Source organism: Escherichia sp. Lx600-2 (assembly GCF_036662595.1).
GTDB classification, from domain to species: domain Bacteria; phylum Pseudomonadota; class Gammaproteobacteria; order Enterobacterales; family Enterobacteriaceae; genus Escherichia; species Escherichia coli.
The window spans coordinates 46,176-60,622 of sequence record NZ_JAYQWM010000015.1; the positions used below are offsets into that span (position 1 = coordinate 46,176).

Genomic DNA, 14,447 nt, shown 5'->3' on the forward strand with positions numbered 1-14,447 from the left:
TGGAGTCGACTCCAGAGTGTATCCTTCGGTTAATGAGAAAAAACTTAACCGGAGGATGCCATGTCGACTCCTGACAATCACGGCAAGAAAGCCCCTCAATTTGCTGCGTTCAAACCGCTAACCACGGTACAGAACGCCAACGACTGTTGCTGCGACGGCGCATGTTCCAGCACGCCAACGCTCTCTGAAAACGTCTCCGGCACCCGCTATAGCTGGAAAGTCAGCGGCATGGACTGCGCCGCCTGTGCGCGCAAGGTAGAAAATGCCGTGCGCCAGCTTGCAGGCGTGAATCAGGTGCAGGTACTGTTCGCCACCGAAAAACTGGTGGTCGATGCCGACAATGACATCCGTGCACAAGTTGAATCTGCGGTGCAAAAAGCGGGCTATTCCCTGCGCGATGAACAGTCCGCCGAAGAACCGCAAGCATCACGCCTGAAAGAGAATTTGTCGCTGATTACGCTAATCGTGATGATGGTAATCAGCTGGGATCTGGAGCAGTTCAATCATCCGTTTGGGCAACTGGCGTTTATCGCGACCACGCTGGTTGGGCTGTACCCGATTGCTCGTCAGGCATTACGGCTGATCAAATCAGGCAGTTACTTCGCCATTGAAACGTTAATGAGCGTAGCTGCTATTGGTGCGCTGTTTATTGGCGCAACGGCTGAAGCTGCGATGGTGTTGCTGCTGTTTTTGATTGGTGAACGACTGGAAGGCTGGGCCGCCAGCCGCGCGCGTCAGGGCGTTAGCGCGTTAATGGCGCTGAAACCAGAAACCGCCACGCGCCTGCGTAACGGTGAGCGGGAAGAGGTGGCGATTAACAGCCTGCGCCCTGGCGATGTGATTGAAGTCGCCGCAGGTGGACGTTTGCCTGCCGACGGTAAACTGCTCTCACCGTTTGCCAGTTTTGATGAAAGCGCCCTGACCGGCGAATCCATTCCGGTGGAGCGCGCAACGGGCGATAAAGTCCCTGCTGGTGCCACCAGCGTAGACCGTCTGGTGACGTTGGAAGTATTGTCAGAACCGGGAGCCAGCGCCATTGACCGGATTCTGAAACTGATCGAAGAAGCCGAAGAGCGTCGCGCTCCCATTGAGCGGTTTATCGACCGTTTCAGCCGTATTTACACGCCAGCGATTATGGCCGTCGCCCTGCTGGTAACGCTGGTGCCGCCGCTGCTGTTTGCCGCCAGCTGGCAAGAGTGGATTTATAAAGGCCTGACGCTGCTGCTGATTGGCTGCCCATGTGCGTTAGTTATCTCCACGCCCGCGGCGATTACCTCCGGGCTGGCAGCAGCGGCACGTCGTGGGGCGTTAATTAAAGGCGGTGCGGCGCTGGAGCAGCTAGGTCGTGTTACCCAGGTGGCGTTTGATAAAACCGGTACGCTGACCGTCGGTAAACCGCGCGTTACCGCGATTCATCCGGCAACGGGTATTAGTGAATCTGAACTGCTGACACTGGCGGCGGCGGTCGAGCAAGGCGCGACGCATCCACTGGCGCAGGCCATCGTGCGCGAAGCACAGGTTGCTGCACTCGCCATTCCCGCCGCCGAATCACAGCGGGCGCTGGTCGGGTCTGGCATTGAAGCGCAGGTTAACGGTGAGCGCGTATTGATTTGCGCTGCCGGGAAACATCCCGCTGATGCATTTGCTGGTTTAATTAACGAACTGGAAAGCGCCGGGCAAACGGTAGTGCTGGTAGTACGTAACGATGACGTGCTTGGTGTCATTGCGTTACAGGATACCCTGCGCGCCGATGCTGCAACTGCCATCAGTGAACTGAACGCGCTGGGCGTCAAAGGGGTGATCCTCACCGGCGATAATCCACGCGCAGCGGCGGCAATTGCCGGGGAGCTGGGGCTGGAGTTTAAAGCGGGCCTGTTGCCGGAAGATAAAGTCAAAGCGGTGACCGAGCTGAATCAACATGCGCCGCTGGCGATGGTCGGTGACGGTATTAACGACGCGCCAGCGATGAAAGCTGCCGCCATCGGGATTGCTATGGGTAGCGGCACAGACGTGGCGCTGGAAACCGCCGACGCAGCATTAACCCATAACCACCTGCGCGGTCTGGTGCAAATGATTGAACTGGCACGTGCAACTCACGCCAATATCCGCCAGAACATCACTATTGCGCTGGGGCTGAAAGGGATCTTCCTCGTCACCACGCTGTTAGGAATGACCGGACTATGGCTGGCGGTGCTGGCAGATACGGGTGCGACGGTGCTGGTGACAGCGAATGCGTTAAGATTGTTGCGCAGGAGATAAGGCAAACCGATCGCAACATTGAGCGCGATCGGTCCCCTCGCTCCTCTGGGGAGAGGGTTAGGGTGAGGGGAAAAGGCGGCATCGAAGCCAATCTGCCCCCATCAACCACCTTTACGAATCAAATAACGATAAGGCAGTCCATCCGTCTCTTTGGCAACCAGTTCGTGTTCCATAAAGGTACAAAACCCAGGGATATCGCGGGTCGTCGCCGGATCGTCAGCAATAATCAGCAACGTTTCACCTGGCTGCATATTGCGCACTGTTTTGCGCACCATCATTACTGGTTCCGGGCAGCGCAGGCCAAGTGCGTCGAGTGTGTGGTCAGGGCTGGAAAAGAGATCGGTCATTTTCTTCTCATCACATAAAAAAACGGCGCTAGTTTACGCCCTGTGAGTCCGTAAGCAAACCAGGTTAACGATTGCGTAAAAATTAACCATTGCATTGTCAACGTAAAGCAGTATCATGCGGCGGCTCGAAAAAAGGGTAAGCACGTTATTATGTTAAGGTAACAGACGTGTCGTACGTATTGGGTTCCCTCACCCCAATGGTTAATCAAAAAGGTACAATATGAACGTTTTCTCGCAAACTCAACGCTATAAAGCGTTGTTCTGGTTATCGTTATTTCATCTGCTGGTGATCACCTCCAGTAACTATCTGGTTCAGCTTCCCGTCTCCATTTTTGGTTTCCATACCACCTGGGGCGCGTTTAGCTTTCCGTTTATCTTTCTCGCTACCGACCTGACCGTACGTATTTTTGGCGCACCGCTGGCCCGTCGTATCATCTTTGCGGTGATGATCCCGGCATTGCTGATCTCCTACGTCATCTCGTCGCTATTCTATATGGGTTCATGGCAGGGATTCGGCGCACTCGCCCACTTCAACCTGTTTGTCGCCCGTATCGCCACCGCCAGTTTCATGGCCTACGCGCTGGGACAGATCCTCGACGTGCACGTTTTTAACCGCCTGCGTCAGAGTCGCCGCTGGTGGCTGGCACCGACAGCGTCCACACTGTTCGGTAACGTCAGCGACACGCTGGCCTTTTTCTTCATTGCCTTCTGGCGTAGCCCGGATGCCTTTATGGCTGAACACTGGATGGAAATCGCGCTGGTCGATTACTGTTTCAAAGTGTTAATCAGTATCGTTTTCTTCCTGCCAATGTATGGCGTATTACTCAATATGCTGTTGAAAAGACTGGCAGATAAATCCGAAATCAACGCTTTGCAGGCGAGTTAAAGGTTCGTTATCAGAGTTGTGATAAGATGGATGAATGAGCCGTTATGGCCGTTTATCGAAAGGAAGAAGTCAATGCGCAATCTGGTTAAATATGTCGGAATTGGCCTGCTGGTTATGGGGCTTGCGGCCTGTGATGATAAAGACACTAACGCTACGGCGCAGGGTTCGGTCGCGGAAAGTAACGCTACCGGGAATCCCGTCAACCTGCTTGATGGCAAGTTAAGTTTCTCGCTGCCAGCGGATATGACCGACCAGAGCGGTAAGCTGGGAACGCAGGCCAATAACATGCATGTCTGGTCCGACGCCACCGGTCAGAAAGCAGTCATCGTCATCATGGGCGATGATCCGAAAGAAGATCTGGCGGTGCTGGCGAAGCGTCTGGAAGATCAGCAACGTAGCCGCGATCCGCAGCTGCAAGTGGTAACCAATAAAGCCATTGAGCTGAAAGGTCACAAAATGCAGCAGTTAGACAGTATTATCTCCGCGAAAGGCCAGACGGCGTACTCTTCCGTTATTCTGGGTAACGTGGGTAATCAACTGCTAACCATGCAAATTACGCTGCCAGCTGACGATCAGCAAAAAGCGCAGACAACCGCAGAAAACATCATTAATACGCTGGTTATTCAGTAAGTTTTAAGATGATGAGGCGGCCTCAGGGACGTGTTCCGGAGGCCGTTTTTTTAATCGCCACGTCAGTAATAACGCGATTGCGACCAGTCCCGCCGCCGCCAGATAAATCACCGGTACGCCCGCCCAGCTCATCACCAGCCCAGCCAGTGGTCCGGTCACGCCAAGCGATAAATCCATAAATACGGTGTAAGTTGCCAGCGCCGCCCCCTGATTTTGCTGCGGAACCGCTTTTACCGCCACTACACCCAATGCCGGGAACACCAGCGAAAACCCGGCCCCCGCCAGTAAGACGCCGATTTTCGCCATCCACGGCATAGTCGCCACGCCAACCAGTAGCAGGCCGATTATCTCAACGCTAAAGCAAATCATCGCTACGTTTAAGCCGCCGATACGGTTAATGCCGTTAGGGAATAACAAACGCGTACCGACAAACGCACAGCTAAACAGCGTCAGCGCGAAAGCCGCACCGTCCCAACCTTTAGCGTCATAAAACAGCGTGATAAAGGTGGCGATGACGCCAAATCCGGCGGAAGCCAACGCCAGCGCCATACCGTATAGCCAGACGCGCCCAAGCACCGCGCGAAACGGCAGCGGTTTGCCTTTACTGGCTTTTACCGTCGGACGCGGGATCGCCAACAAAATGGCCACCAGCGCCACGGCCATAATGATTAACGCTAACGCCTGCAAGCCGCCCCAGTGATAAAACACGACACCTAACGGCGCACCCATCGCCATCGCCCCATAAGTGACAATACCGTTCCACGAAATCACCCGTCCGATATGCAGCGAGCCAACCACGCCAACGCCCCACAGGGTCGATCCCGTTCCGGCAAAACTTTGCCCAATCCCAAGGATGACGCGTCCCAGGCAAAGTAATAACAGGCTGATGACGGGCAGACTGGCGGTTAATCCTGCCGTCAGATATCCCAGACCGCTCAAAAAGCAGCCGCATAAACCGAAGACGACAATCTTTTTGGGGCCCAGCAAATCGGCGTAACGTCCGGCATGAGGACGGCTCAGCAAGGTGGCAAAATATTGCAGGCTGATAACCAATCCTGCCCAGAAAGCGCTAAAGCCCATCACATCATGGACATAGCCCGGTAATACAGCGAGCGGCAACCCGATGGTGAGGTAGCTGGCGAAGTTAAACATGACAATGGAGACAATGCGCAAATTCAGGCGCAATCCGTTTAGCGCGGGTTCGGCTACGGGTTCGGGCATGAGGATCACCACATTTTTACAACAGTGTTTCATTTTTACCACGTGCTGACGTGAAAATCAGCAGTAAGAATCAGAATATTGCTGGCGTGACTCCCGCTACACTTAATACAAAAAGTCACAAGGAAGCCCCAATGGAAACCCCTCAACCCGATAAAACGGGCATGCACATTCTGCTCAAGCTGGCCTCGCTGGTAGTGATCCTGGCGGGCATTCACGCAGCGGCAGATATCATTGTGCAGCTGTTACTGGCGCTGTTTTTTGCCATCGTCCTCAACCCGCTCGTCACCTGGTTTATTCGTCGGGGAGTACAACGCCCCGTTGCCATTACGATTGTAGTGGTGGTGATGCTGATCGCACTAACCGCGCTGGTCGGCGTACTGGCGGCATCGTTTAACGAATTTATCTCTATGCTGCCGAAGTTTAATAAGGAGCTGACGCGCAAACTTTTTAAATTGCAGGAGATGTTGCCTTTTCTTAATTTGCATATGTCGCCGGAGCGAATGCTGCAGCGGATGGACTCGGAAAAAGTGGTTACCTTCACCACGGCGCTAATGACCGGGCTTTCCGGGGCAATGGCGAGCGTGCTTTTGCTGGTGATGACCGTAGTTTTTATGCTGTTTGAAGTGCGCCACGTCCCTTACAAAATGCGTTTTGCGCTGAATAACCCACAGATTCACATCGCAGGATTACACCGCGCACTTAAAGGCGTTTCGCATTATCTGGCGTTAAAGACGCTACTCAGTTTATGGACAGGTGTCATCGTCTGGCTGGGGCTGGAGCTGATGGGGGTGCAGTTTGCGCTGATGTGGGCAGTACTGGCGTTTTTGCTTAACTACGTGCCCAATATCGGCGCGGTAATTTCCGCCGTACCGCCAATGATTCAGGTGCTGCTGTTTAATGGTATTTACGAATGTATTCTGGTCGGCGCATTGTTTTTAGTTGTCCATATGGTCATCGGCAATATTTTAGAGCCACGGATGATGGGCCATCGCCTGGGGATGTCCACCATGGTGGTATTTCTTTCATTGTTAATTTGGGGATGGCTGCTCGGCCCGGTAGGGATGCTACTTTCGGTGCCATTAACCAGCGTGTGTAAAATCTGGATGGAAACGACGAAAGGCGGTAGCAAACTGGCGATTTTACTGGGGCCGGGCAGACCGAAAAGTCGGTTACCGGGTTAATAGCACCTCCTGAGCAGGCAATGGCCACCGTTTATCTAACAGTGGCCATTTGATTTGAGGAAATGATGAAACATTATTCAGAAAATTAATTTAAAAAAACCATTCCTTAAGTCAAATATATATAAACGCCGAATAGCGATTAAATCCTTCTCAAAGAATGCACTGATAACATTGTGTTATTTTTATTGCCTCATTTTTCTCACTCACTTATAGTTGGTCCCTGCTGGCAGTAATTTAGTCATTTCAGAGATTTTTACTCTGATGTGCACTTACTGACTTATCTCACAAGTAATTTTTTCTCTAAATAAAGAATAGTGATGCCAGCAATTACAGTTAAATCTTGCTTTACTCGTAAAAACAATACTTTAATGGGGTTCTAATGAGACATTACATGAAGTGGTTTGCGGCTATTGCTGTTGTGGGTGCTTTAGCAGGTTGCGCGCGTACTGCGCCAATTGATCAGGTTCACTCAACCGTCAGCGCTGGTCATACCCAGGAACAAGTGAAAAAAGCGATTCTGAAAGCTGGCGTTGAACGCAAATGGATTATGTCCGAAGCCGGACAAGGCATAATTAAAGCACGTCAACAGTCACGCGATCATTCAGCGGAAATACGCATTAACTACACGGCATCCAGCTACGATATCAATTATGAAAATAGCCAGAACCTACAAGCGTCAGGCGGACAAATTCATAAAAACTACAATCGCTGGGTCCGCAATCTCGACAAAGATATTCAACTGAATTTGTCAGCGGGCGCAGATTTATAATTCTTCCTAAAGTCGGGCCGTTGCGGTCCGATAATAATTTAATTCCCTCTTAACAGGTTGTGCCCAACATGTACGAACAGGATTCTCTTAGCGCACTGGATGCGATTACCGAAGCTCAACGCATTGCCTTTGCCCCTATGCTTTTTCAAACAGCACTCTGCCTACGTAATGCGGGTGTACTTTCATATCTGGATCGGCAAGGCAAACATGGCGCAACGCTGGCTGATATCACCGAACATAGCCATATCAACGAATATGCTGCCAGCGTTCTGTTAGATATGGGCTTAAGCGGGCGAATTATTACCTGTAAAGAGGGAATTTATTACCTGGCGAAAATCGGTCATTACCTCCTGCATGACACTATGACTCGCGTGAATATGGATTTCACCCAGGATGTCTGTTACCAGGGGCTCTTCTTCCTCGCCGATTCACTCAATGAAGGAAAACCTTCCGGGTTAAAAGTATTTGGCGACTGGTCGACGATATATCCGGCACTTTCGCAATTACCAGACGCCGCTCGTGAAAGCTGGTTTGCGTTTGATCATTACTATTCAGATGGCGCATTTAACGCCGTACTGCCTTATGTATTCGCCAACAACCCCACAACATTGTACGATGTAGGCGGCAATACGGGTAAGTGGGCTTTGCGTTGCTGCAAATACAATGAAAACATCGCCGTGACGTTATTAGATCTGCCACAACAAATCGTACTAGCGAAAGAAAATATCGCGAATGCAGGTTTTTCTGATCGCATAGATTTCCATGCGGTGGATATGCTAAGCGATGCCCCATTACCGGGCGAGGCTGATATCTGGTGGATGAGCCAATTTTTAGACTGTTTTTCACCCGAACAAATAATTAGCATACTCAGCAAAATTGCCAGCGTAATGAAGCCTGGCGCAAAAGTTTGCATCATGGAGTTGTTCTGGGATGCGCAGCGGTTTGAAGCAGCATCGTTTAGCCTGAACGCGTCCTCACTTTATTTTACCTGCATGGCAAACGGTAACAGCCGTTTCTATAGTGCAGAGAAATTTTACGACTATCTGAATAAAGCAGGATTCCAGGTAGCAGAGCGCCACGATAATTTAGGCGTTGGGCATACACTTTTGATATGCCAAAAGAAATAATCGTCACTTAATAATTTTGGTTTACCGCGGGCGCGCGTTGATGAAATTTACATTAAATATTACCGACTGGCAGGCACTGGCGCCTGGACTTAGCGAAGCGCAGCAATGGCAAGCATGGTCGCGCCAGCCGTGGGCGATTGACCCTGCCGCGCCGTTGGCAAAATTAAGTGAACTGCCAATGATGACCGCCCGCCGCCTCAGTTCAGGCAGCAAACTGGCTGTTGAATGCGGTCTGGCAATGCTACGCCGCCATCAGCCAGACGCCGTTTTGTATACCAGTCGTCATGGCGAACTGGAGCGCAATTACCGCATTGTTCATGCACTGGCAACCGAACAGGCGCTTTCTCCGACGGACTTCGCGCTCTCCGTACACAACTCTTCCGTGGGTAACCTGACCATTGCGGCCAAACAGCCGATCGTTTCGTCATCGCTTTCGGCTGGTCGCGACACTTTCCAGCAAGGTTTGTGTGAAGTGCTTAGTCTGTTACAGGCGGGCTACCAGCGCGTGTTGATGGTCGATTTTGATGGCTTTCTGCCTGAGTTCTATCATCCACAACTGCCCGCAGAAATGCCGACCTGGCCGTACGCCGTCGCGCTGGTGATTGAAGCTGGCGATGAGTGGCAATGTGGAACGCAGTCAGCCATTGCGGGTAATGAAACAACACTGCCGCAAAGCATGTTGTTTTTACAGCACTATTTACAAAATGCGGACACATTTTCACTGCCTGGCGAGCGCGTACAGTGGCGCTGGAGCCGTGGATGAGTAAGCTGCTGTCACGTCTGGAGTGGACCTGGCGACTGGTCATGACCGGGTTATGTTTTGCCCTGTTTGGTCTCGGCGGCCTGCTGCTTTCTGTCGTGTGGTTTAACATATTGTTAGTTTTGGTGTGGGATACTTCCCGCCGCCGTCGTTTGGCGCGTCGCAGCATTGCCGCCAGTTTTCGCCTGTTTTTAACTGTCGCGAAAGGGCTTGGCGTGCTGGATTATCGTATTGATGGCGCTGAAATTTTACGTCAGGAACGCGGTTGCCTCGTCGTAGCCAATCATCCCACGCTGATCGATTACGTGCTGCTGGCGTCAGTCATGCCAGAAACTGACTGCCTGGTGAAAAGCGCGCTGTTAAAAAATCCTTTTCTTGGCGGCGTCGTGCGGGCGGCAGATTATTTAATCAACAGCGAAGCTGAAACCCTGTTACCCCGCTGCCAACAGCGACTGGCACAGGGTGACACTATCCTGATTTTCCCCGAAGGCACGCGAACGAAGCCCGGTGAAAAAATGACGCTGCAGCGCGGGGCGGCGAATATTGCCGTGCGCTGTGCCAGCGATTTACGCATCGTGACGATCGGCTGTAGCGAGCATCTGCTGGATAAACAAAGTAAATGGTATGACGTTCCACCTGACCGGCCGTTTTTTACGGTTGCAGTCCATGGTCGGGTTGAAATCAATAAATTTTACGATGCAACTTCACAAGAACCGGCGCTGGCAGCAAGGCAGTTAAACCGGCATCTTTTGCTTCAATTACAACAAGGTTGTTTACCTCTCTCAGGAATAAATAATGCAAGCGCTTTATCTGGAAATTAAAAACCTCATCATCAGCACCCTCAATCTGTACGAGTTGACGCCTGATGATATCGATACCGACGCGCCGCTGTTTGGCGACGGTTTAGGGCTGGACTCTATCGATGCCCTGGAACTGGGACTGGCAGTAAAAAATGAGTACGGCATCGTGCTCTCTGCGGAAAGCGAAGAGATGCGTCAGCACTTTTTCTCCGTCGCCACTCTGGCCTCTTTCATTGCTGCGCAACGTGCCTGAGGAAAGCCATCATGACAGAACAACAAACCGTCTATCAGGAAGTCTCAGCCCTGCTGGTTAAGCTGTTTGAAATCGATCCGCAGGACATCAAACCTGAAGCGCGCCTGTACGAAGATCTGGAACTGGACAGCATCGACGCCGTTGACATGATTGTGCACCTGCAAAAGAAAACCGGTAAGAAAATCAAGCCGGAAGAGTTTAAAGCAGTGCGTACAGTCCAGGATGTCGTCGAGGCTGTAGAACGCCTGCTACAAGAAGCCTGATCTGATGTCGGGCATTCGCTCGCTACCGATGATTAAGCTGCTGACTGGATTATTGCTGCTCGCCTGGCCGTTTGTGATTTGGTTTGGCTTAGCGCATAACGGCCTGCACTGGCTGTTGCCGCTAATAGCGTTGCTGCTTTTGTTGCGCCTGCGCCAGACCCGTCGCCAGGCGGGGCCGCTCCAGGTCGTCACACAAATCGTCGCTGTCGTGGGCATCGCATTATGTGTCGCCAGCGTTCTGTTGAAAACACACCAGCTACTGCTGTTTTACCCGGTAGTGGTTAACGCGGTCATGCTGGCGGTTTTTGGCGGTTCGCTGTGGTCGGCAATGCCGATAGTTGAGCGGCTGGCGCGTTTGCAGGAGCCAGATCTGCCGGAAAAGGGCATGCGCTATACCCGCCGCGTCACGCAAATCTGGTGCGGCTTTTTCATCATCAACGGTGGAATTGCCCTCTTTACCGCGCTTTATGCCGATATGTCGTTATGGACCGCCTGGAACGGCATGATTGCTTATTTGTTGATGGGAACATTAATGGCTGGTGAATGGCTGGTGCGCCGTCAGGTGATGAAAAGAGATCGCGCATGAAGCAGACCTTACCGCTTGCACGCTGGCTGACTGCGCCACGCTCTGATGACACACCCATTGCGTGGCTGGACGAAAGCTTCTGGACGCTGGGCGATTTGCGTCACGATGTCGCGCAACTTATCTGCCGCTTGCAGCAACAGCCGGGTGAACGCTGGGCGCTGTGCTTTGAGAACAGCTATCTGTTTATCGTTGCCCTGCTCGCCACGCTACACGCCGGAAAAACGCCGGTGCTTCCGGGGCATAACCGTGTTATCCAGCTTAACGAGCAACGTGAACTTTTTGATGGTGTGCTTAGCGACAGCGAACTTAACTGGCAAGGTTCATTGCTGTTGGTAGCAAGTTCCCCACAAATCGCGACACAATCCTTCACCTTTGCCGCTATAGCGCCAGAGGCTTTTATCGAGCTGTTTACCTCCGGTTCCACGGGACAGCCGAAACGGGTGATTAAACCTGTTCATTTGCTGGATCGTGAAGCAGAACTGCTGGCTGAACGATTAGGCGCACGTCTGGCGGGTTGTCGTGTCGTCGGTTCCGTATTGCCGCAGCATTTGTACGGCCTGACTTTTCGCGTTTTCCTGCCCATGGCGTTGGGATTACCGCTGCACGCCGCCATGCTCTGGTATGTCGAACAGTTTGCCGCGTTGAGTCATCAGCATCGCTATATCTTCATCAGCAGCCCGGCATTTTTGAAGCGCCTGGATACCCAGCTTTCTCCGCCACCCGTTCAGGTGCTTCTCTCTGCTGGCGGTGAGCTGCCGTGGCAGGATGTACAACACACCGCAAGCTGGCTGCGCGTCTGGCCTGATGAAATCTACGGCAGCACGGAAACCGGTGTCATCGCCTGGCGTTACCGCGAACAAGAGCAACGCCGCTGGCTACCCTTCCCTGGTATGCAGTTCCAGGCCGAAGGTGATTCTTTTCGTCTCTTTTCACCGCTGATGGCGGAAGATAACGGCCTGTTACTCGACGATCTCTTGCAGTTTAGCCAGGACGGTCAGTTCCATCTGATGGGGCGTCGTGGGCGCATCGTTAAGATTGAAGAAAAACGTATTTCACTCCAGGAAGTAGAACAACGTCTGCTGGCGCTGGACGGTATTCGCGAGGCGGCGGCAGTTCCCGTTACGCGCGGCGGGCGTCAGAGCATAGGCGTTTTGCTGGTGCTGGATGACGAAGCTCATCTGCAATGGCAGAACGGCGGCGGGCATAGCCAGGAAATGACCTGGCGGCGTTTACTGCGCCCGACGCTGGAGCCAGTTGCTATTCCGCGTTACTGGCGCGTTATTGATGAAATGCCAGTAAACAGTATGAACAAGCGTGTCTATGCGCAATTACAGGAGTTATTTCATGAAGCCCCATGAAATCGAGCGCCATCAGGCACAAACGAATCACCTTGAAATTGTTCTGCATCTCAGGGCGGATCTGTTCTGGTTTCGCGGTCATTTTGCCGTGCAACCATTACTCCCAGGAGTTGCGCAAATCGACTGGGCGATGAGCTACGCGCTCAATCTGCTCGCGCCTGGCTGGCGTTTTCACTCCATTCAGAACATAAAATTCCAGTCTCCGTTGCTGCCGGAAAACCGCGTCACGCTCGCGCTTAACTGGCAGGAAGAACGCCAGATTCTGAGCTTTAGCTATCAGCGTCACGACGGTGACGCCCGCCACACCGCCAGTAGCGGGAAGATCCGCCTATGTCGGTAAACTTTTCTCCCTGCGTGTTGATTCCCTGCTATAACCACGGCGCGATGATGCCGGGCGTGCTGGCGCGTCTTAAGCCATTTAATCTCCCCTGTATTGTGGTGGACGACGGCAGCGATGCCGCCACGCAACAGCAACTGGATAATCTGGTTAGCGAACAGCCTGGCGTGACCTTAATTCGCTTAGCAGAAAACGCAGGTAAAGGCGCGGCAGTGATGCGTGGCTTACAGGCAGCGGCAGACGCAGGGTTCAGCCATGCGGTGCAGGTGGATGCTGACGGTCAACATGCGATTGAAGATATCCCCAAACTGCTGGCACTCGCTGAACGACACCCTGCGGCGCTGATCTCCGGCCAGCCAATTTACGATGACTCCATCCCCCGCTCACGGCTTTACGGGCGCTGGGTCACCCACGTCTGGGTATGGATCGAAACGCTCTCCCTGCAACTGAAAGACAGCATGTGCGGCTTTCGCGTTTATCCGGTTGCGCCAACGCTGCAACTGGCAAAACACGCCACCATCGGCAAGCGGATGGATTTCGACACTGAAGTGATGGTGCGCCTCTACTGGCAGGGAAACACCAGCTATTTCGTGCCGACCCGCGTCACCTATCCACTGGACGGGCTTTCGCATTTTGATGCCCTGAAAGATAACGTCCGCATCTCGCTCATGCACACGCGTCTGTTTTTCGGCATGTTACCGCGTATTCCTTCACTGCTGATGCGCCGCTCTTCCAGCCACTGGGCGCGGCAGAGTGAAGTGAAAGGATTATGGGGAATGCGCCTGATGCTGCTGGTCTGGCGTCTGCTGGGAAGAACGGCGTTTAGCGCGCTGCTTTACCCGGTGGTGGGCGTCTACTGGCTCACTGCTTCTCGTGCGCGCAAAGCGTCGCAAGACTGGCTCGCCCGTGTACGACAGCATCAACCACAGGCGGCAAAACTCAACAGCTATCAGCACTTTCTACGTTTCGGTAATGCCATGCTCGACAAAATCGCCAGTTGGCGCGGCGAGCTGCAACTGGGGCGCGATGTGCTGTTTGCGCCAGGCGCAGAAGCGGCACTTAACGTCAGCGATCCGCGCGGCAAATTGCTGCTGGCCTCGCATCTTGGCGATGTGGAAGTGTGCCGGGCGCTGGCAAAAATTCAGGGCTACAAAACCATTAACGCGCTGGTGTTTAGCGAAAACGCCCAACGCTTTAAACAGATAATGCAGGAGATGGCCCCGCAGGCCGGCATCAACCTGATGCCGGTAACGGATATCGGCCCGGAAACCGCCATCCTGCTCAAAGAGAAGCTGGATAACGGCGAATGGGTGGCGATTGTCGGTGACCGCATCGCCGTCAACCCGCAACGCGGCGGCGACTGGCGCGTCTGCTGGAGTCCGTTTATGGGCCAGCCTGCGCCCTTCCCACAGGGGCCGTTTATTCTCGCGTCTATTTTGCGCTGCCCGGTGAATCTGATTTTCGCCCTGCGCCAGCACGGCAAGCTGCATATTCACTGCGAAACCTTTGCCGACCCGCTGCTGTTGCCGCGTGGCGAACGCCAACAGGCGCTGCAAAACGCTATCGACCACTACGCCGCGCGTCTGGAACATTACGCGCTCCAGTCGCCCCTCGACTGGTTTAATTTTTTCGATTTCTGGCAACTGCCGGAAATTCAGGACAAGGAGTAA

16 protein-coding genes are annotated in these 14,447 nt (G+C 53.1%); 14 read left to right on the forward strand and 2 right to left on the reverse strand.

Annotated elements, in window-relative coordinates:
- Nucleotides 1–60 precede the first annotated feature (60 nt).
- The gene (zntA, locus tag OQV04_RS08065) at nt 61–2,259 is read left to right on the forward strand and encodes a Zn(II)/Cd(II)/Pb(II) translocating P-type ATPase ZntA (protein WP_332641662.1); all 2,199 of its coding nucleotides are present in this window, start codon (nt 61–63) and stop codon (nt 2,257–2,259) included.
- A 101-nt stretch (nt 2,260–2,360) separates the two neighbouring features.
- Here the strand turns inward: zntA and tusA are convergent, their stop codons facing one another.
- Nucleotides 2,361–2,606, reverse strand: coding sequence for a sulfurtransferase TusA (gene tusA / locus OQV04_RS08070; protein ID WP_000130621.1), 246 nt, complete (start codon nt 2,604–2,606; stop codon nt 2,361–2,363).
- Between the two features lie 220 nt (nt 2,607–2,826).
- Between tusA and OQV04_RS08075 the strand changes: the two genes are divergently transcribed.
- Together OQV04_RS08075 and dcrB are read left to right on the forward strand one after the other, a co-directional pair.
- Nucleotides 2,827–3,492, forward strand: coding sequence for a 7-cyano-7-deazaguanine/7-aminomethyl-7-deazaguanine transporter (locus OQV04_RS08075; protein ID WP_001100467.1), 666 nt, complete (start codon nt 2,827–2,829; stop codon nt 3,490–3,492).
- Between the two features lie 72 nt (nt 3,493–3,564).
- On the forward strand, nt 3,565–4,122 hold the full coding sequence (gene dcrB, locus OQV04_RS08080; RefSeq protein WP_001245295.1) for a phage sensitivity protein DcrB: 558 nt from the start codon (nt 3,565–3,567) through the stop codon (nt 4,120–4,122).
- 3 nt (nt 4,123–4,125) lie between these two features.
- Here dcrB and OQV04_RS08085 read toward each other — a convergent pair whose 3' ends face one another.
- Nucleotides 4,126–5,343, reverse strand: a complete 1,218-nt coding sequence (locus OQV04_RS08085; protein ID WP_001308109.1) for an MFS transporter — start codon at nt 5,341–5,343, stop codon at nt 4,126–4,128.
- A 131-nt stretch (nt 5,344–5,474) separates the two neighbouring features.
- On the opposite strand from OQV04_RS08085, the gene OQV04_RS08090 reads away from it, so the two are divergent.
- The 11 genes from OQV04_RS08090 (at nt 5,475) to OQV04_RS08140 (ending at nt 14,447) form a co-directional block, all read left to right on the forward strand.
- On the forward strand, nt 5,475–6,524 hold the full coding sequence (locus OQV04_RS08090; RefSeq protein WP_001297848.1) for an AI-2E family transporter: 1,050 nt from the start codon (nt 5,475–5,477) through the stop codon (nt 6,522–6,524).
- A gap of 391 nt (nt 6,525–6,915) precedes the next feature.
- Complete coding sequence (locus OQV04_RS08095) at nt 6,916–7,293, forward strand: lipoprotein (protein WP_001301470.1); 378 nt, start codon at nt 6,916–6,918, stop codon at nt 7,291–7,293.
- 68 nt (nt 7,294–7,361) lie between these two features.
- On the forward strand, nt 7,362–8,420 hold the full coding sequence (locus OQV04_RS08100; RefSeq protein WP_032281744.1) for a methyltransferase: 1,059 nt from the start codon (nt 7,362–7,364) through the stop codon (nt 8,418–8,420).
- A 40-nt stretch (nt 8,421–8,460) separates the two neighbouring features.
- Nucleotides 8,461–9,183 (forward strand): beta-ketoacyl synthase chain length factor, encoded by a 723-nt coding sequence (locus tag OQV04_RS08105; RefSeq protein WP_001313357.1) that lies wholly within the window; start codon nt 8,461–8,463, stop codon nt 9,181–9,183.
- The gene (locus OQV04_RS08110; protein ID WP_001308112.1) at nt 9,180–10,001 is read left to right on the forward strand and encodes a lysophospholipid acyltransferase family protein; all 822 of its coding nucleotides are present in this window, start codon (nt 9,180–9,182) and stop codon (nt 9,999–10,001) included. Before OQV04_RS08105 ends, OQV04_RS08110 begins: the two co-directional genes overlap by 4 nt.
- Nucleotides 9,976–10,233 carry a phosphopantetheine-binding protein gene (locus OQV04_RS08115; RefSeq protein ID WP_032281746.1) on the forward strand — a complete coding sequence of 86 codons (258 nt, stop codon included), beginning with the start codon at nt 9,976–9,978 and terminating at the stop codon, nt 10,231–10,233. The genes OQV04_RS08110 and OQV04_RS08115 overlap by 26 nt, the downstream gene beginning before the upstream one ends.
- A gap of 11 nt (nt 10,234–10,244) precedes the next feature.
- A complete protein-coding gene (locus OQV04_RS08120) occupies nt 10,245–10,496 on the forward strand; it encodes an acyl carrier protein (RefSeq protein WP_000139646.1) in 252 nt (83 codons plus the stop codon).
- 4 nt (nt 10,497–10,500) lie between these two features.
- Complete coding sequence (locus tag OQV04_RS08125; protein ID WP_000014365.1) at nt 10,501–11,082, forward strand: hypothetical protein; 582 nt, start codon at nt 10,501–10,503, stop codon at nt 11,080–11,082.
- Entirely contained in the window at nt 11,079–12,440 is a 1,362-nt protein-coding gene (locus OQV04_RS08130) for an AMP-binding protein (protein WP_000815061.1), read from the forward strand. Before OQV04_RS08125 ends, OQV04_RS08130 begins: the two co-directional genes overlap by 4 nt.
- Nucleotides 12,427–12,780 (forward strand): 3-hydroxyacyl-ACP dehydratase FabZ family protein, encoded by a 354-nt coding sequence (locus OQV04_RS08135; RefSeq protein ID WP_001301597.1) that lies wholly within the window; start codon nt 12,427–12,429, stop codon nt 12,778–12,780. The genes OQV04_RS08130 and OQV04_RS08135 overlap by 14 nt, the downstream gene beginning before the upstream one ends.
- Nucleotides 12,771–14,447 carry a glycosyltransferase family 2 protein gene (locus OQV04_RS08140; RefSeq protein ID WP_032281750.1) on the forward strand — a complete coding sequence of 559 codons (1,677 nt, stop codon included), beginning with the start codon at nt 12,771–12,773 and terminating at the stop codon, nt 14,445–14,447. Before OQV04_RS08135 ends, OQV04_RS08140 begins: the two co-directional genes overlap by 10 nt.

Bases quoted from the DNA above. Each gene is read 5' to 3' on its own strand.
- zntA (WP_332641662.1), top strand. From the start codon at position 61: ATGTCGACTCCTGACAATCACGGCAAGAAAGCCCCTCAATTTGCTGCG.
- tusA (WP_000130621.1), bottom strand. From the start codon at position 2,606: ATGACCGATCTCTTTTCCAGCCCTGACCACACACTCGACGCACTTGGC.
- OQV04_RS08075 (WP_001100467.1), top strand. From the start codon at position 2,827: ATGAACGTTTTCTCGCAAACTCAACGCTATAAAGCGTTGTTCTGGTTA.
- dcrB (WP_001245295.1), top strand. From the start codon at position 3,565: ATGCGCAATCTGGTTAAATATGTCGGAATTGGCCTGCTGGTTATGGGG.
- OQV04_RS08085 (WP_001308109.1), bottom strand. From the start codon at position 5,343: ATGCCCGAACCCGTAGCCGAACCCGCGCTAAACGGATTGCGCCTGAAT.
- OQV04_RS08090 (WP_001297848.1), top strand. From the start codon at position 5,475: ATGGAAACCCCTCAACCCGATAAAACGGGCATGCACATTCTGCTCAAG.
- OQV04_RS08095 (WP_001301470.1), top strand. From the start codon at position 6,916: ATGAAGTGGTTTGCGGCTATTGCTGTTGTGGGTGCTTTAGCAGGTTGC.
- OQV04_RS08100 (WP_032281744.1), top strand. From the start codon at position 7,362: ATGTACGAACAGGATTCTCTTAGCGCACTGGATGCGATTACCGAAGCT.
- OQV04_RS08105 (WP_001313357.1), top strand. From the start codon at position 8,461: ATGAAATTTACATTAAATATTACCGACTGGCAGGCACTGGCGCCTGGA.
- OQV04_RS08110 (WP_001308112.1), top strand. From the start codon at position 9,180: ATGAGTAAGCTGCTGTCACGTCTGGAGTGGACCTGGCGACTGGTCATG.
- OQV04_RS08115 (WP_032281746.1), top strand. From the start codon at position 9,976: ATGCAAGCGCTTTATCTGGAAATTAAAAACCTCATCATCAGCACCCTC.
- OQV04_RS08120 (WP_000139646.1), top strand. From the start codon at position 10,245: ATGACAGAACAACAAACCGTCTATCAGGAAGTCTCAGCCCTGCTGGTT.
- OQV04_RS08125 (WP_000014365.1), top strand. From the start codon at position 10,501: ATGTCGGGCATTCGCTCGCTACCGATGATTAAGCTGCTGACTGGATTA.
- OQV04_RS08130 (WP_000815061.1), top strand. From the start codon at position 11,079: ATGAAGCAGACCTTACCGCTTGCACGCTGGCTGACTGCGCCACGCTCT.
- OQV04_RS08135 (WP_001301597.1), top strand. From the start codon at position 12,427: ATGAAGCCCCATGAAATCGAGCGCCATCAGGCACAAACGAATCACCTT.
- OQV04_RS08140 (WP_032281750.1), top strand. From the start codon at position 12,771: ATGTCGGTAAACTTTTCTCCCTGCGTGTTGATTCCCTGCTATAACCAC.